Annotated in this window: 12 protein-coding genes; 10 read left to right on the top strand and 2 right to left on the bottom strand. The window is 64.5% G+C overall.

The features are described 5' to 3' along the window. Window positions 1–139: 139 nt before the first annotated feature. Window positions 140–991 (top strand): pantoate--beta-alanine ligase, encoded by an 852-nt coding sequence (panC, locus tag EP379_RS11610; RefSeq protein ID WP_127477961.1) that lies wholly within the window; start codon window positions 140–142, stop codon window positions 989–991. 99 nt (window positions 992–1,090) lie between these two features. Continuing rightward, the gene (gene panD, locus EP379_RS11605) at window positions 1,091–1,471 is read left to right on the top strand and encodes an aspartate 1-decarboxylase (RefSeq protein ID WP_127477960.1); all 381 of its coding nucleotides are present in this window, start codon (window positions 1,091–1,093) and stop codon (window positions 1,469–1,471) included. An 80-nt stretch (window positions 1,472–1,551) separates the two neighbouring features. On the opposite strand, the gene ppc is transcribed toward panD, so the two are convergent. Then, window positions 1,552–4,344 (bottom strand): phosphoenolpyruvate carboxylase, encoded by a 2,793-nt coding sequence (ppc, locus tag EP379_RS11600; protein WP_127477959.1) that lies wholly within the window; start codon window positions 4,342–4,344, stop codon window positions 1,552–1,554. A gap of 170 nt (window positions 4,345–4,514) precedes the next feature. Beyond that, a complete protein-coding gene (glgA, locus tag EP379_RS11595; RefSeq protein WP_127477958.1) occupies window positions 4,515–5,960 on the bottom strand; it encodes a glycogen synthase GlgA in 1,446 nt (481 codons plus the stop codon). Window positions 5,961–5,971: 11 nt separating this feature from the next. On the opposite strand from glgA, the gene gnd reads away from it, so the two are divergent. The 8 genes from gnd to EP379_RS11555 all read left to right on the top strand — a co-directional run bounded on the left by gnd (window position 5,972) and on the right by EP379_RS11555 (window position 15,427). After that, a complete protein-coding gene (gnd, locus tag EP379_RS11590) occupies window positions 5,972–7,036 on the top strand; it encodes a phosphogluconate dehydrogenase (NAD(+)-dependent, decarboxylating) (protein ID WP_127477957.1) in 1,065 nt (354 codons plus the stop codon). A 62-nt stretch (window positions 7,037–7,098) separates the two neighbouring features. Next, on the top strand, window positions 7,099–8,592 hold the full coding sequence (gene zwf / locus EP379_RS11585; protein ID WP_127477956.1) for a glucose-6-phosphate dehydrogenase: 1,494 nt from the start codon (window positions 7,099–7,101) through the stop codon (window positions 8,590–8,592). Window positions 8,593–8,606: 14 nt separating this feature from the next. Continuing rightward, window positions 8,607–10,250 (top strand): glucose-6-phosphate isomerase, encoded by a 1,644-nt coding sequence (pgi, locus tag EP379_RS11580; protein WP_127477955.1) that lies wholly within the window; start codon window positions 8,607–8,609, stop codon window positions 10,248–10,250. Between the two features lie 390 nt (window positions 10,251–10,640). Further along, window positions 10,641–11,162, top strand: a complete 522-nt coding sequence (locus EP379_RS11575) for a DUF805 domain-containing protein (RefSeq protein WP_127477954.1) — start codon at window positions 10,641–10,643, stop codon at window positions 11,160–11,162. A gap of 16 nt (window positions 11,163–11,178) precedes the next feature. Continuing rightward, entirely contained in the window at window positions 11,179–11,853 is a 675-nt protein-coding gene (locus tag EP379_RS11570) for an RDD family protein (RefSeq protein WP_127477953.1), read from the top strand. Continuing rightward, a complete protein-coding gene (locus EP379_RS11565; protein ID WP_127477952.1) occupies window positions 11,850–12,833 on the top strand; it encodes a stage II sporulation protein M in 984 nt (327 codons plus the stop codon). The genes EP379_RS11570 and EP379_RS11565 overlap by 4 nt, the downstream gene beginning before the upstream one ends. Next, window positions 12,823–14,274, top strand: coding sequence for a DUF4129 domain-containing protein (locus tag EP379_RS11560; RefSeq protein ID WP_127477951.1), 1,452 nt, complete (start codon window positions 12,823–12,825; stop codon window positions 14,272–14,274). Before EP379_RS11565 ends, EP379_RS11560 begins: the two co-directional genes overlap by 11 nt. Further along, window positions 14,267–15,427, top strand: a complete 1,161-nt coding sequence (locus EP379_RS11555; protein WP_127477950.1) for a DUF4350 domain-containing protein — start codon at window positions 14,267–14,269, stop codon at window positions 15,425–15,427. The genes EP379_RS11560 and EP379_RS11555 overlap by 8 nt, the downstream gene beginning before the upstream one ends. The last annotated feature ends 3 nt before the right edge of the window (window positions 15,428–15,430 follow it).

The raw sequence follows: 15,430 nt of genomic DNA, 5'->3' as shown, positions 1-15,430 counted from the left end.
AGTTTCTTTTGCGCGTCGTGGGAGCCCGGCTTGTCGGGCTCCCACAAGGACTTCTACACCAGGCAATGAAACATCTTTGCGGCCCTGCGCGTTCTTTGCGTCGTTGCGTTGAAATCTTTTGACTTTCCTAAACCGAGCCATGCAAACCGCAACCACCATCGCTGAAGTCCGTGCCGTCGTCGCCGCCTGGCATGCCGCAGGTGCGCGCGTCGCCTTCGTGCCCACCATGGGCAATCTGCATGCCGGGCATATCCATCTCGTCGACGAGGCCCATCGCCATGCCGACAAAGTGGTGGCGAGTATCTTCGTCAATCCGTTGCAGTTCGGTCCCAATGAGGACTTCGCCGCCTATCCGCGCACCCTGGCGGCGGATCAGGCAAAGCTGGCGGCGGCGGGCTGCGACCTGTTGTTCGCCCCCGGCGAGCAGGAGATGTATCCGCTGGGGCGTGAGGGCCTGACCTTCGTCGAGGTGCCGGGCCTGTCCGACATCCTGTGCGGCGCATTCCGCCCCGGCCATTTCCGCGGCGTGGCCACGGTGGTGAGCAAGCTGTTCCATATCGTGCAGCCCGCTGTGGCGCTGTTCGGCGAGAAGGATTATCAGCAGTTGCTGGTGATCCGCCGGATGGTGCGCGATCTCGATATGCCGGTGGAGATCATTGGCGTGCCCACGGTGCGCGAGGCCGATGGCCTGGCGATGAGTTCGCGCAACGGCTATCTCGCCGCCGCCGAACGCCGACTGGCCAGCGAGGTCTATGCCACACTGCAGGCGCTGGCGGCCGAGGTGCGGGCGGGGGCGCGGGACTACGCGACGTTGGAGGCGATGGCCGTGGCGCGCCTTGAGCGGGCGGGGTTTCGCCCCGATTATGTCAGTGTGCGGCGGGCGGAGGATCTGGGCTTGCCGCAGGCGGGCGAGCGCCGCCTGGTAGCGCTGGTGGCGGCGCGCCTGGGTAAGACACGACTCATAGATAACCTGTTGATTGATCTAGATTAATTTCGCAGAAAGACGCGGAGTCTGCGATTTTGCATTGAACCGGGGCGAACGAAGCCCCATAATTGGCGCCCCTGTTTTGTGACGAAACGAGCTTGACCCATGCACCTGACCATGCTCAAAGCCAAACTGCACCGCGCCCGGGTGACCCACTCGGAGCTGGAGTACGAGGGCTCGTGCGCCATCGACGGCAAGCTGCTGGATCTGGCAGGGATCCGCGAGTATGAACAGATCCAGATTTACAACGTGACCAACGGTGAGCGTTTCACCACCTACGCCATCCGCGCCGAGGACGGGTCGCGCATCATTTCCATCAACGGCGCCGCCGCCCACAAGGCCTCGCCCAGGGATGTGATCATCATCTGCGCCTTCGTCGGCCTGAGCCAGCAGGAGCTGGCCACCTACAAGCCGACGCTGGTGTATCTCGACGAGAACAACAACGTCATTCGCACGGCCAATACCATCCCTGTCCAGGCGGCGTAGCCGTCTGCAGTTGCAAGTTTCAAGTAACAAGTTGCCAGCGGTTGGAGTGCGCTTGCAACTTGAAACTTGTCACTTGCAACTCATCCCGTATTTCTCATCCCCGCCGCAATCGCATTGATCGAACGCAGCAACGGCTCCAGCCAGATGTTACGTGCCTCTTCGCCCTGGCTGGTGTCGCGGTAGCGCCGCAGCAGCATGATCTGGATGTGGTTGAGCGGGTCCAGATAGGGGTTGCGGCGGGACAGCGACAGCAGCAGGCCCGGCGTCTCTTCCAGCAGTTCCTTCAATTGCGCCACCTGCAGCACGTTGGTGACGGTACGGCCATGCTCGGCAGCGATCATGTTGTAGACCTTGTCGGCCACCTCGCGGTTGGCATAAAGCCCGGCGTACTGGGCCGCAATGCCCATGTCGGCCTTGAACAGCGACATCTGCGTATTGGAGAGCAGGGCGCGGAAGAACGGCCATTCGCGGTACATGGTCTGCAACTGCTCCATGCGCCGCGCATCGTCGCCGCACCACTTGGCCAACGCGCTGCCGATGCCGTACCAGGCCGGGATGGTGTGGCGCGACTGTGCCCAGCCGAATACCCAGGCGATGGCGCGCACCGAGCCCTTGGACAGATCGCCCTTCTTGCGGTGCGAGGGCCGTGAGCCGATGTTGAGCATGCCGATCTCGTTGACCGGCGTGGCCTCGTAGAAATAGTTGAGAAAGCCGGGGGTGCGATCGGTCAGTTCACGGTAGGCCTCTTCGCCGGAATCGGCGAGCTGCTGCATGATGGCGATGTGCTCGGGATTGTCCTGCGCCGGTGGTGCAATCAGGCCGCGGCTTGCCTTGAGCAGGCCGGACACGCCCATGGTCAGCTCGAACACGGCGGTTTCGGCGTTGCTGTACTTGTAGGACAGCACCTCGCCCTGCTCGGTGAACTTGATCTCGCCGTGCACGGTGCCGGCGGGCTGGGCCAGGATGGCCTCGTGGGTCGGACCGCCGCCGCGGCCGATGGTGCCGCCGCGGCCGTGGAACAGGCGCAGGCCGATGCCGCGGCTTGCCGCCAGGGCGGCGATCTTCTTTTGCGCCTGATACAGATTCCAGGAGGAGGCGAGGATGCCGCCGTCCTTGCAGGAGTCGGAGTAGCCCAGCATCACTTCCTGCTGGTTGCCCGAGGCCCGGAGCAGGGCGGTGTAGGTGGAGCTGTCGAGCAGGGTGGTCATCACCGGCTCGATGTGTTCCAGGTCGATGATGGTTTCGAACAGCGGCGAGACGCGGATGTCGCAGAACCATTCGTCACCGCGGCGGCCCACCAGTCCGGCCTGCTGCGCCAGCAGCATCACTTCCAGCACATGGCTGGCGGCATGGGTCATGGAGATGACGTAGTTGCCGAAGGCCTTGGGGCTGACCTCCTTGCGCATGCGCGCCATCACCTTGAAGACCTCCAGCGTCTCGCGTGCGCTTTCGCTCAGCGTGCTGCGGTCCACCGGCAGCGGGTTGTGGCCGATGAGTTCGGACAGCAGGGCGATGCGCTGGGCCTCGTCGAGGGACTTGTAGTCCACCGGCTCGGGCTGCTGTGCCAGCAGTTCGCTCACCGCCTCGGTGTGACGGGTGGATTCCTGGCGCACGTCCAAATGTACCAGGAAGAAGCCGAAGGTCTCTACCAGGCGGATGAGGTCCTTCAGATCGCCGTCGGCGATGATGGCGTCGCCGTGGGCGATGAGGGAATCGCGGATCAGGTACAGGTCGTGCAGGAAGCCGCTTTCCGAATGATAGCCGGCGGTGGCGCCTTCCACTTCGCTGCCGTTGAGGCGGGCATCCACGGTACGCAGGTTTTGCATCAGGCGGTGGCGCATGATGTACAGCTTGCGGCGATAGGGCTCGCTGATGAAGCGGTGCGGCTTGTCGGCGAAGGCCTCGTCGGTGAAGGACACCTCGTCGCGCTCCAGGCTGGCACGGAAGGCCTCGCTCGGCGTGCACAGCAGGTGCGAGTGGGTCAGCACATGACTCAGATGGGTGATGCGCTCGACGTACTCACGCAGTATCTCGCGCTGGTGCAGGCGCACCGCCATTACCGTGGTCTCCGGCGTGACGAAGGGATTGCCGTCGCGGTCGCCGCCGATCCAGGAACCGAAGCGCAGGAAGCTGGGCACGGTCACGCCGCTGTCGGCGCCGTAGATGCGGCGCACGCCCTTGTCCATGTTGCGGTAGGTGGCGGGGACGGCCTGGAACAGGCTCTCGCGGAAATAGAACAGCCCGTTCTTGATCTCGTCGCGCACCTGCGGGCGTTGGGCGCGCACCTCATCGGTTTTCCAGAGGATGAGGATTTCGGTGCGCAGCTGCTCGCGGATGTCGCGCTGCTCTTCCTTGCCGATGCGCGGGTCGTCGAGGCGCTCGGACAGCAGGAAGATGCGGCGCAATCCCTCCATTACGGTGCGGCGCTTGGCCTCCGTGGGATGGGCGGTGAACACCGGCATGTAGGCCAGGCGGTTGAGCAGGCTTTGCAGCTGCTCCGCGCTGACGTCGCGTGCCTTGAAGTCGCGCAGGGCCTCGTCGAAGGAGCCGGTCCACAGCGGGCCGCCGGTGCGCATGGCGCGGCGGCGGCTGCGGTACTGCTGCGCCTCCTCGGCGATGTTGGCCAGGCTGAAATAGGTGCTGAAGGCGCGCACCACATGGGTGAGCGTCTCGGCGTCGAGATTGGCAATGAAGCGGTTGAGACGCTGGCGCAGGCGTGGCGAATCCTCCTGGCGCAGGCTGATGTAGCCCTTGCGCAGGGTTTCCACGGCGGCGTACACCTTCTCGCCGGCCTGTGACTTCAGTGTCTCCCCGAGCAGCGCGCCGAACAGTTTCACCCGGCTGCGCAGTTGCTTGTCGTTCAAGCTGATCATTGTTGTAGGCCTGTAGTCCCGCCGATCACGGGATGATGGATATCTGTGACGGCGTTCGCCGTCCGCACAGGGGGCGCTAGTATACCCGAAAGGGCGGATATTGCCTCGGACAGCGTGTTGCTGCCGCAATGCTTGAGCGAAGCTTGTGGGTATCCGGCATCGCGCCTTGCTCAACAGGTCTGGCGGTACAGCTCCTGGTACTGGCGTGCGCTCTGCTCCCAGCTGAAGTCGCGCCGCATGCCGCTCTGCATCACCTGGCGCCAGGCCTGTGGCTGGCGGTACAGCGCCAGGGCCTGCGCTATGGCCTGGCGCAGGGCATCGGGGGTGGCATGGTCGAAGACGAAGCCGGTGGCGGTGCCGTCGGCCAGGGTGACGGCATCGGTGTGCACCACGGTATCGGCCAGGCCGCCGGTGCGGCGCACCACCGGGACGGTGCCGTAGCGCAGGCTGTAGAGCTGGTTCAGGCCGCAGGGCTCGAAGCGCGAGGGCATGAGGAAGATGTCGGCGCCGGCCTCCACCAGGTGGGCATAGCCTTCGTCATAGCCGATGAAGACGCCTGCCTGGTCTGGATGACGGTCGGCGAGGGCCCTGAAGGCCTGTTCGTAGTGGGATGCGCCGGTACCCACCACGGCCACCTGAACACCCTGTTGCATCAGTTCCGGCAGTACCGCCAGTACCAGATCGATGCCCTTTTGTTCCACCATGCGTCCGACCAGGCCGAGCAGCGGTGCGTGGGGGTCTGCCGGCAGGGCGAATTGGTGTTGCAGTGCCGCCTTGTTCTTCTTTTTGCCCCCCGGTTTGACTGCACTGTAGTGGTAGGGGATCAGCGGGTCGTGAGCCGGATCCCAGGCACTGTAGTCGATACCGTTGAGGATGCCGCGCAGACGGTCGGCACGGTGGTTGAGCACGCCCTCCAGGCCGTAGGCAAACTCGGCGCGGCGGATCTCCTGGGCATAGGTGGGACTGACGGTAGTAATCCAGTCGGCGAAGACCAGCCCGCCCTTGAGGAAGTTGAACTGGCCGTGGAACTCCAAGGCCTGCCAGTGCCACAGCCCGGCGGGCAGGCCCAGGGCGGTGAAGGTGCTGTAGGGAAACAGGCCCTGGTAGGCCATGTTGTGAATGGTGAACACGGTGCCCGGGCGGGCGGGTTCCTGGGCCAGCAGGGCCGGTATCAGGCCGGTCTGCCAGTCGTTGCAGTGCACCACGTCGGGACGCCAATGCAGCCCGGCGCGATCCTGCGCCAGCTCCACCACGGCGCGGCAGAACAGTGCGAAGCGGGCGGCGTTGTCGGGCCAGTCATGGCCATCGGGGCCCAGATAGGGGCCGCCGTCGCGGTCGAAGAAGGCCGGCGCATCGACCAGCCAGATCGGAACCCCGGTATGCGGCAGGGTGCCCTCCAGGATGCGCACCGGCGTCGCGCTGCCCGGCAGCACCAGCTCCGCCACGATGGGCAACACCGGCAGGCGCTGCAATACCGTGCGGTAGGCCGGCAGCACCAGGCGCACCTCATCACCCAGGGCACGCAGCACCGGCGGCAACGAGCCGCTGACGTCGGCCAGACCGCCGGTCTTGATCAGCGGATGGGCCTCGCTGCTGGCAAACAGGATTCGTGACATAGTTAAATGCTATGGTGAGAAAATCGGACAAGGGCGCCTATGGTAAACCAAACGGGGCCGGCAATTCGCGCCACCACCAATGGCAGCCGCCATTGCCCGCCCCCGCGCCGGGCCGGGCGAGGGGCAGTGTGCGCCGGGGCGCGTATGTTGTTGCAACGAGGGAGGGGCAGGCGATGAAGATGGCGATGATCGGTCTGGGCAGGATGGGCGGCAACATGGTGCGCCGCCTGCGCCGCCACGGCATCGAGGTGGTGGGCTACAACCGCTCCCCGGAGAGCGTGCGCCAGCTGGCGGCGGAAGAGGGGATGATTGCCGCCGCGTCGGCCGCCGAGGCGGTAAGGATGCTGCCCACACCGCGCGTGGTGTGGCTGATGCTGCCCAGCGGCTCACCCACCGAGCAGATGATCCACCAGTTGATTCCGCTGCTGGAGGCGGGTGATATCCTGGTGGACGGCGGCAACTCCAATTACCACGACTCCCAGCGCCGTGGCGTGCTGCTGGCCGAGCACGACATTCATTTCGTCGACGTCGGCACCTCCGGTGGCGTGTGGGGCCTGGAAAAGGGCTACTGTCTGATGGCCGGCGGTGAGCCGGCGGCGGTCAAGGCGCTGCAACCCCTGTTCGACGCCCTGGCACCGGAAAACGGCTGGGCCCACGTCGGCCCCATCGGCGCCGGCCACTTCACCAAGATGATTCACAACGGCATCGAATACGGCATGATGCAGGCCTATGCGGAGGGCTTTGCGCTGTTGCGCGGCAAGCAGGAATTCAGCCTCGACCTGGCGCAGATAGCCGAACTGTGGCGTCATGGTTCGGTGGTGCGCAGCTGGCTGCTCGACCTCACCGCCGCTGCCCTCGCCGCCGACCAGGAACTGCAGGACATCGCCCCGGTAGTGGCGGATTCCGGCGAAGGTCGCTGGACCGCCATCGAGGCCATCGATCAGGGCGTCGCCCTGCCGGTGATCTCGCTGGCCCTGCAGATGCGTTTCACCAGCCAGGATGCGGAGGGCTATCCCGCCAAACTGCTGGCGATGATGCGCAATGCCTTTGGCGGGCATAAGGTGGAGAAGGGTTAAGGAAGCTCTGAATAAGTTCAGAGCTTCCCTAATATATTGAATGCCAGCGGAGCGGTGAACAGATGATTGACCCATGCACCTTCGTGATCTTCGGCGCCACCGGCAATCTGGCGGCCAACAAGCTGTTGCCGGCGCTGTATCACCTGGAAGAAGCCCAGCGTCTGCCGGAGGCGATGCGCATCCTGTGCTTCGGACGCCGCGAATATGATGACGACACCTGGCGCGCGGAGGTGGAGTCGACGCTGATACCGCGGGCACGGCACGGTCTGAAGCCGGAGGTGATGCAGCGGTTCGCCCAGCGCATACATTACTTTCAGGGCGACCTCGGCGAGGTGGAATCCTATCACCGTCTGCGCCGCGTCCTCAGCGAGGGCACGCACTTTCCGGACAACGTGGTGTTCTACATGGCGATCCGTCCGGCCGAGTTCGGCATGGTGGGCGAGCGGCTGGCGCAGAGCGGGCTTAACACCGAGGATTCCGGCTGGCGCCGGGTGGTGATCGAAAAGCCTTTCGGCTACGACCTGGAGAGCGCGCAGATACTGGAAGAGAAGCTGCACCGCAGCTTCAACGAGTCGCAGCTCTACCGCATCGACCACTATCTGGGTAAGAGCACGGTGCAGAACGTGCTGGTGTTCCGCTTCGCCAATCTGATGCTGGAGCCGTTGTGGAATCGCAACTACATCGACCATGTGCAGATTACCCATGCCGAGTCGAAGGGTATCGAAAGCCGTGCCGATTACTATGACGGCGCCGGCGCCCTGCGCGACATGTTGCAAAGCCACCTGCTGCAGATGCTGACTCTGGTGGCGATGGAGCCGCCGGCAGCGCTGGATGCCGAGTCGCTGCGCGACGAGAAGGTAAAGGTGTTGAAGTCAATCCGGCCAATCCCGCCCAGTGCGGTGCATGCCCATGCCTTCCGCGCCCAGTATGCGCGCGGTGTGGTGAAGGGGGAGAAGGTGCCTGCCTATCTGGATGAAAAGGGTGTCGGTCCGCACAGTACCACCGAAACCTATGCCGCGCTCAAGTTCTACATCGACAACTGGCGCTGGCGCAACGTGCCGTTCTATATCCGTACCGGCAAGCGTATGGCCGAAGACACCTCGCTGATCGCCATCCGTTTCAAGCACCCGCCGCAGCAGTTGTTCCGCCGCACCCAGGTCGATCAGCTCAAGCCCAACTGGCTGCTGCTGTCGATCCAGCCGCAGGAGTGCCTGCGTGTGGAAATCCAGGTGAAGGTGCCGGGCCTGGAGATGCGCACCGGCACCACCCGCCTCGATGCCGCCTACTGCGGTCTGGCGCAGCGTCAGCTCGATGCCTACGAGGCGCTGCTGCTGGATGTCATCGAGGGCGACCATTCGCTGTTCCTGCGCTACGACGAGGTGCGCTGGGCCTGGCAGGTGGTGGACCCGATCCTCAAGGTCTGGGCCATGGAACGCGATTTCATCCACACCTACCCGGCCGGCACCATGGGGCCGCTGGAGGCCAACCGGCTGTTCGACCGGGATGATCAACACTGGCGCGATTCGCTGGACGCCTCGGACGAAGACAACATCTAGGAAAGGAAACAGGAATGACCGACTTGACCCAGTCTGCCGCATGGAAGGCACTGGCTGCCCATTATCAGGATGTGGCCCATATCCACATGCGCGACCTGTTCGCCCGCGACCCGCAGCGCTTTGCCACGTTTTCGCTGCAATTCGATGACCTGTTGCTGGACTACTCCAAGAACCGCATCACGGCGCAGACCATGCAACTGCTGCTGGAGCTGGCGCGGCAGCGAGATGTCACCGGCTGGTGCGACCGCATGTTCCGCGGTGAGCGCATCAACAACACCGAACAACGCGCGGCGCTGCATGTGGCCCTGCGCAATCGTGGCGCGCAGCCGATCCTGGTCGATGGCGAGAACGTGATGCCCCGGGTGGCGGCGGTGTTGGCGAAGATGCGCGAATTCTCCACTGCCGTCCGCAGCGGGCAGTGGACCGGCCACAGCGGCCAGGCGATCACCGACGTGGTCAACATCGGCATCGGCGGTTCCGACCTCGGTCCGCTGATGGCCTGCGAGGCGCTCAAGCCCTACGCACAGCCTGGCCTCAGGGTGCATTTCGTTTCCAATGTCGATGGCACGCATATCGCCGAGACGCTGAAGCAGCTCCAGCCGGAGACCACGCTGTTCATCGTCGCCTCCAAGACCTTCACCACCCAGGAGACGCTGACCAACGCGCGCACGGCACGGCAGTGGCTGGTGCAGGCCGCCGGCGACGAGGCGGCGGTGGCGAAGCATTTCGTCGCGCTGTCCACCAACGCCGCTGCGGTGTCCGCCTTCGGCATCGACACGCGCAACATGTTCGAGTTCTGGGACTGGGTAGGCGGGCGCTATTCGCTGTGGTCGGCCATCGGCCTGTCCATCGCCGTGTACATCGGCATGGACAACTTCGAGGAGATGCTGGCCGGCGGTCACGACATGGACCGGCATTTTCACAGTGCGCCGCTGGAAAAGAACATGCCGGTGATCCTGGCCTTGCTCGGCATCTGGTACAACAACTTCTTCGGCGCGCAGAGCCACGCCATCCTGCCCTACGATCAGTACCTGCACCGTTTCCCCGCCTATCTGCAACAGCTGGACATGGAGAGCAACGGCAAGCGCGTCACGCGCGACGGGGAAAACCTCACCTGGTCCACCGCACCGATCATCTGGGGCGAACCGGGCACCAACGGCCAGCATGCTTTTTATCAGCTCATCCATCAGGGTACCAAACTGGTGCCGGTGGATTTCCTCGCTCCGCTGCACAGCCAGAATCCCATCGGCGATCACCACGCCATCCTGCTGTCCAATGTCTTCGCCCAGGGCGAGGCGCTGATGAAGGGCAAGAACGAGGCCGAGGTGCGCGCCGAGTTGCAGGCGGAGGGCAAGGACGAGGCAGAGATCGATGCGCTGCTCAATCACAAGATCTTCCCCGGTAACCGCCCCAGCAATACTTTGCTGTTCGACCGGCTGACGCCGCGCACCCTGGGTCGCCTCATTGCGCTCTACGAGCACAAGGTGTTCGTGCAGGGCGTGATCTGGAACGTCAATTCCTTCGACCAATGGGGCGTCGAGCTGGGCAAGCAGCTGGCCAAGGCGATACTGCCGGAGATGACGGCGCCGAGCGCAGTGGTCTCCCACGACAGTTCCACCAACGGTTTGATCAACTATTACCGCGCTCGCAAGACATAAGGAAGCTCTGAATAAGTTCAGAGCTTCCGCGGCACAGGGATGTGCCGCCATTTTTCAACGACGATAAGTCGTTGAAAAATGAAGCCGAGCGAAAATCACACTTTTCGCTTGGCGTGGTTTTGTCCACGGATGGACTTATGTCGCGCAGCCCAGGGAGGGGCGGGAGCGACCTGAGAAGTCCAGGATGGACTTATTCAGACCTTCCATAAGTCGCCCGCCTACAGCACAGGTTGCCCAGTTTCTGCGTGCAATGGTGCAGCCGGTATTCATTTCTGCAAATGGCTTGTTATAGTAGCCGGCGACCATCCGCTTCGGTCTTGGTCGTCACTCCAGGGGGATGGCACCGTAGGCACGGTGCCGCCGACAACAACGAACAATGGAGCTGTAGTCATGGAGTTCAGCAATCCCTATCAGGCGCCTGCCGCCGACGTTTCCGCTGTTCCCGGTCAGGGGGGCTTTGACGAAACCGGACCATTCTCTCCCAGGGGCCGTTTCGGCCGTTTGAGCTATATCGCCTGGGGCATGTTGATCGGCGGTGGTGGTTCGATCCTGGCGGCCTTGCTGGGTGGTGGCATGGCTGCCATGGACCCCGGCGCGATGATGGCCATGGGGCCATTGGCGATGATCTTCCAGATCGCCATGCTGGTGGTAATGATCCTGTTCGCCATCCGCCGGTTGCATGATTTCAATGCCTCCGGCTGGTGGAGTCTGCTGTTCATCGTCCCCATCGCCAACATGATTTTCGGGCTGGTGCTGATGCTCAAGGGCGGCACTGAAGGCGCCAACCGCTACGCCCCGCCGCGGGTGACACGCGGCTGGGAGAAGGTGCTCGGCTATATCGGCATCGGCTTCATGGTCCTCGGCGTGATCGGCGTGTTCGCCGCCGTTCTCATCCCGCTGATGGCGCGTTAATCCGACCGTACACTCCATGGTGCAACTGGACACGGTCTACACCTTCGAGACGCCCGAAGGTGTGGACCTCGGTCTGCGGGTGGCCGGTCCCGTGCCGCGTGCCCTGGCCTTCGTGCTGGACACGCTGATTCGCTATACGGTGTTGTTCGTGCTGTCCATGATCCTGCTGCCCCTGGCCGAGCTGGGGGTCGGCGCCTTTCTCATCATGCTGTTCCTGCTGGAGTGGTTCTACCCGGTCTTCTTCGAGGTGACGCGCGGCGCCACGCCGGGCAAGAAGGCCATGGGACTCACGGTGGTGCACGACAACGGCACACCGGTCGGCTGGGCCGCCTCCTTGATCCGCAACCTGCTGCGTGTCGTCGATTTCCTTCCTCTGTTCTACGGCATCGGCCTGCTGTCGATGCTGATCAACCGCCGCTTCCAGCGTCTCGGCGATCTCGCTGCCGGCACCCTGGTGGTGTACACCGAGGCGGCGCGGCGCATGGACGTGACCATCGAGGCCGAGGCGCGCGCCCTGCCGGTGCCGCTGGCGGTGGAGGAGCAGTGCGCGCTGCTCGATTTTGCCGAACGCAGCACCACGCTGGCACCGGGACGCGTGGAGGAACTGGCCGAGATCATCACCGATGAACACGGCCCGGCGGCGGTGCAGACCGTGCTGGGCTATGCCCGCTGGCTGGAGCGCGGCCGATGAAGCAGCAACAGTTCATCGAGCAGCAGCGCCCGCTGTGGGACAGTTTCCGCCAGCTCGCCGACGAGCTGGAGAAGCCGCCGCGCCGCCGTGCCGCAGTGGCGCTGGAGCGCCTGCCGGAGCTGTACCGGCGCCTGTGCGCCGACTATGCGCTGGCGCGTCACCGCCACTACAGCACCGGCCTGGTGGATGAACTGCACGATCTGGTGCAGCGTGGTCATCGCCTGTTGTATCAGCGCAAGAGCCTGTGGCTGTGGCGCATGGTGGCCTTCCTGTGGAGTGGTTTTCCCAATACCCTGCGCCGCCACGCCCGCGCCTTCTGGCTGGCGACATTCCTGTTTTATGGCCCGGCGCTGGCCATGGGGCTCGCCTGTTATCTCGACCCCGATTTCATCTACACCATCCTCGACCCCTTCGAGGTGGCGTCGATGGAATTCATGTACGACCCGGCCAATCCCATGCCCGGACGCAGCGAGGATCGCGCCTCCGCCACCGACTTCGCCATGTTCGGCTATTACATCTGGAACAACATCGGCATCGGTTTCCGCACCTTTGCCAGCGGCATGCTGGCCGGCGTCGGCACGGTGCTGCTGCTGCTGTTCAACGGCGTAGTGATCGGCGGCGTTGCCGGACACCTCACCCAGCTCGGCTTCTCCGCCACCTTCTGGACCTTCGTCGCCGGCCACAGCGCCTTCGAGCTGACCGCCATCTGCATCAGCGGCGCCGCCGGCCTGCTGCTGGGCAAGGCCATCATTGCACCGGGCCGCCGCACGCGTGGCGAGGCGCTCAAGTGGGCGGCGCTGGAGGCGGTGACGCTGGTGCTGGGGGCGGCGCTGTTGCTGCTCGGCGCCGCCTTCATCGAGGCCTTCTGGTCATCCAACGGCGCGGTGGCGCCGGCGGTGAAGTATGCCGTGTCGGCCGTGATGTGGACGGTGTTGATCCTGTATCTGGGGTTTGCCGGGCGGGGTCGCGATGCAGCTTGACCGGATCAGCGCCAACATTCGCTACCGCACGCCGTGGGAGGGGCTCGACCTCGGTTTCGTGATGGCGCGGCAGTGGTTCTGGCCGCTGTGGCGCCTGTGGTTTGCGACGGCGTTGCCGGTGACGCTGCTGGCCGTGGTGCTGCTGCAGCAATGGCCATGGGCAGTGGCCCTGGTGATGTGGTGGTTCAAGCCGCTGTATGAACCGCTGCTGCTGTTCTGGCTCAGCCGCCGCCTGTTCGGCGAGGAGCTGACGCTGCGCGAGACGCTGGGGCAATGGCGCGCAGTGCTGCGGCCGCGCCTGTTGGCCAATCTCACCCTGCGGCGCCTGAGTTCCAATCGCTCCTTCTTCATGCCGGTGTCGCATCTGGAAGGACTGACGGGCGAGGCGCGCAGCAAGCGCCTGCAAGTGCTGTCCGCCAATCAGTCCGTCGGTACCTGGCTGACCGTCGGCGGCATCCACTTCGAGGGTGTGCTGCAGTTTTCCTTCCTGCTGTTGCTGCTGTACCTGATCCCCGATGAATTGCGCCCCGACGACTGGCTGGAGATGCTGCAAGGCGAGGAGCCGGTATTCGCCTGGCTGAGCAACGCTTTCGGCCTGCTGGCGATGTCCATCATGGCGCCGTTCTACGTGGCGGGCGGATTTGCGCTGTATCTGACGCGCCGCTCGGTGCTGGAGGCCTGGGATCTGGAACTGGCCTTCCGCCGCATGGCACCGCGCTTCAAGCCGGCGCGCGCCACGGCGGCGCTGCTGCTCGGCTGTGCCCTGCTGTTCGGTATGGTCTGGCCGGCCAGCGACAGCTGGGCGCTGGAGCATGCCGAATCGAAGCAGATCATCGAAGAGGTGCTGGCGCACGAGGACTTCGGCAGCAAGCGTATGGAAAAGTACTGGCGTTATATCGGCGAGCGCGACGCGGAAAAGAAGGAGCGGCCGGAGTGGAATACCTCCTGGGTGCCCATCGTCGCCGAACTGTTTGAATACCTGCTGTGGGTGGCTGCCGTCGTGCTGCTCGGCTGGCTGCTCCTTTACCTGTTGCGCCTGACCGACTGGCTGCCGCAGCGCCGCACCGCGCGCAATGCGGCGCCGTCGCCGGTACTGTTCGGTCTGCCGGTGACGCCGGAATCCCTGCCGCAGGATGTCGTTGCCGCCGTGACCGCCCTGCTCGCAGAGGGGCGCATCCGCCCGGCGCTGAGCCTGCTCTATCGTGCCACCCTGGTGCGCCTGATCCACGAACACCATGTGCGCATTCCCGACAGCGCCACCGAGGGCGAGTGCCAGCGTATCGTCGGCAGCCAGCGGCCGCAGGCGGAGGGGGACTTCTTTGCCCGCCTGACCCGCGTGTGGGTGTGGTGTGCCTACGGCCACGTGGTACCGGCGGCGCAGGATATCGCCGCACTGGCCGCAACCTGGCAGCAGCTGTACGGAGTACCAGAGCATGAATGAGCAGCGCCTGGTGCGGCTGATCGTCGGCGGTGTGCTCAGCATCGGTGCGCTGCTGGCGGTGATCTGGTTTTTCAACAATTTCGAGCTGGCCGAGCGGGAGGTGACGGACGGCTATTCGCCGGAGGCGCGGCGCAATCCGTTTCTCGCCGCCGAGCGCTATCTGCAGCGCATCGGCCGTGACGCCGCCAGTGTCTCCAGCTCCGATCTGTGGCGCAACCTGCCGGCCAGCGATGATGTGCTGGTGGTGTACCGCTACGTGCCACCCGCCGGCGAGGAGCGGCAGAGGCTGTTGCGCGAATGGGTTGAAGCCGGTGGTCACCTGATCGTCGGTGCCGACAGCACGCTGCGCATCGGCAAGAAAGAAGACCGCAGGATTCCCGGGCTGCTGGCGGAGCTGGGTGTGCGTGTGCACGAATATGAGGATGACTGGTTGGCAGATCGCCCCTGGCAGACACGCATCGAGATCGAGTTTGCCGACCTGGAAACGCCGGTGGGCGTGAACATGTCCACCCGGCGCTATCTGGAGGACAGCGAGGAACTGGCGCGCGCCGGGGTGCCGCTGGAGGAAGGCTATGGCCTGCTGCAATACGAGGTGGGAGAAGGGCTGGTGACGGTACTGGCCGATAACACCTTCCTTACCAACCGCGCGATCGGCGATGAGGACCATGCCCTGGCGCTGGCCCTGCTGGTAGGTATCGAGCCGGAGGGCAAGGTGTGGCTGGTACACGACGTGGTGATGCCCTCGCTGCTGCAGCTGGCCTGGCAACAGGCCGCCTATGCACTGGTGGCCCTGCTGGCCGCAGTGCTGCTGTGGCTGTGGAAGCTGGGTGCGCGTCTCGGTCCGCTGCTGCCGCCGCTGCATGCCCCGCGCCGCGATATCGGCGAGCATCTCGCCGCCAGTGCCAATTATCTGTGGCGCCTGGATCGTGGTCAGGCACTGTTCCGCCACAACCGCCAGCGCATCGAGCAGGCCTGGCTGGCCAAGCATTACGTGCTGCGCGCCATGACGCCGGACGAACGCTGCCAGTGGATCGCGGCACGCAGCGGCCTGACGCCGCGCGCGGTGGAGCGTGCGCTGTATGCAGAGTATGGCGGCGAAAGCGATTTCATCGAATTGAGCAGTTATCTGCAGGTGTTGCGCACCGCACTGTAACAC

Origin of the sequence: Sulfurivermis fontis (assembly GCF_004001245.1) — a bacterium.
Lineage (GTDB): Bacteria > Pseudomonadota > Gammaproteobacteria > Thiohalomonadales > Thiohalomonadaceae > Sulfurivermis > Sulfurivermis fontis.
This window is presented reverse-complemented; position numbering and strand designations above follow the sequence as displayed.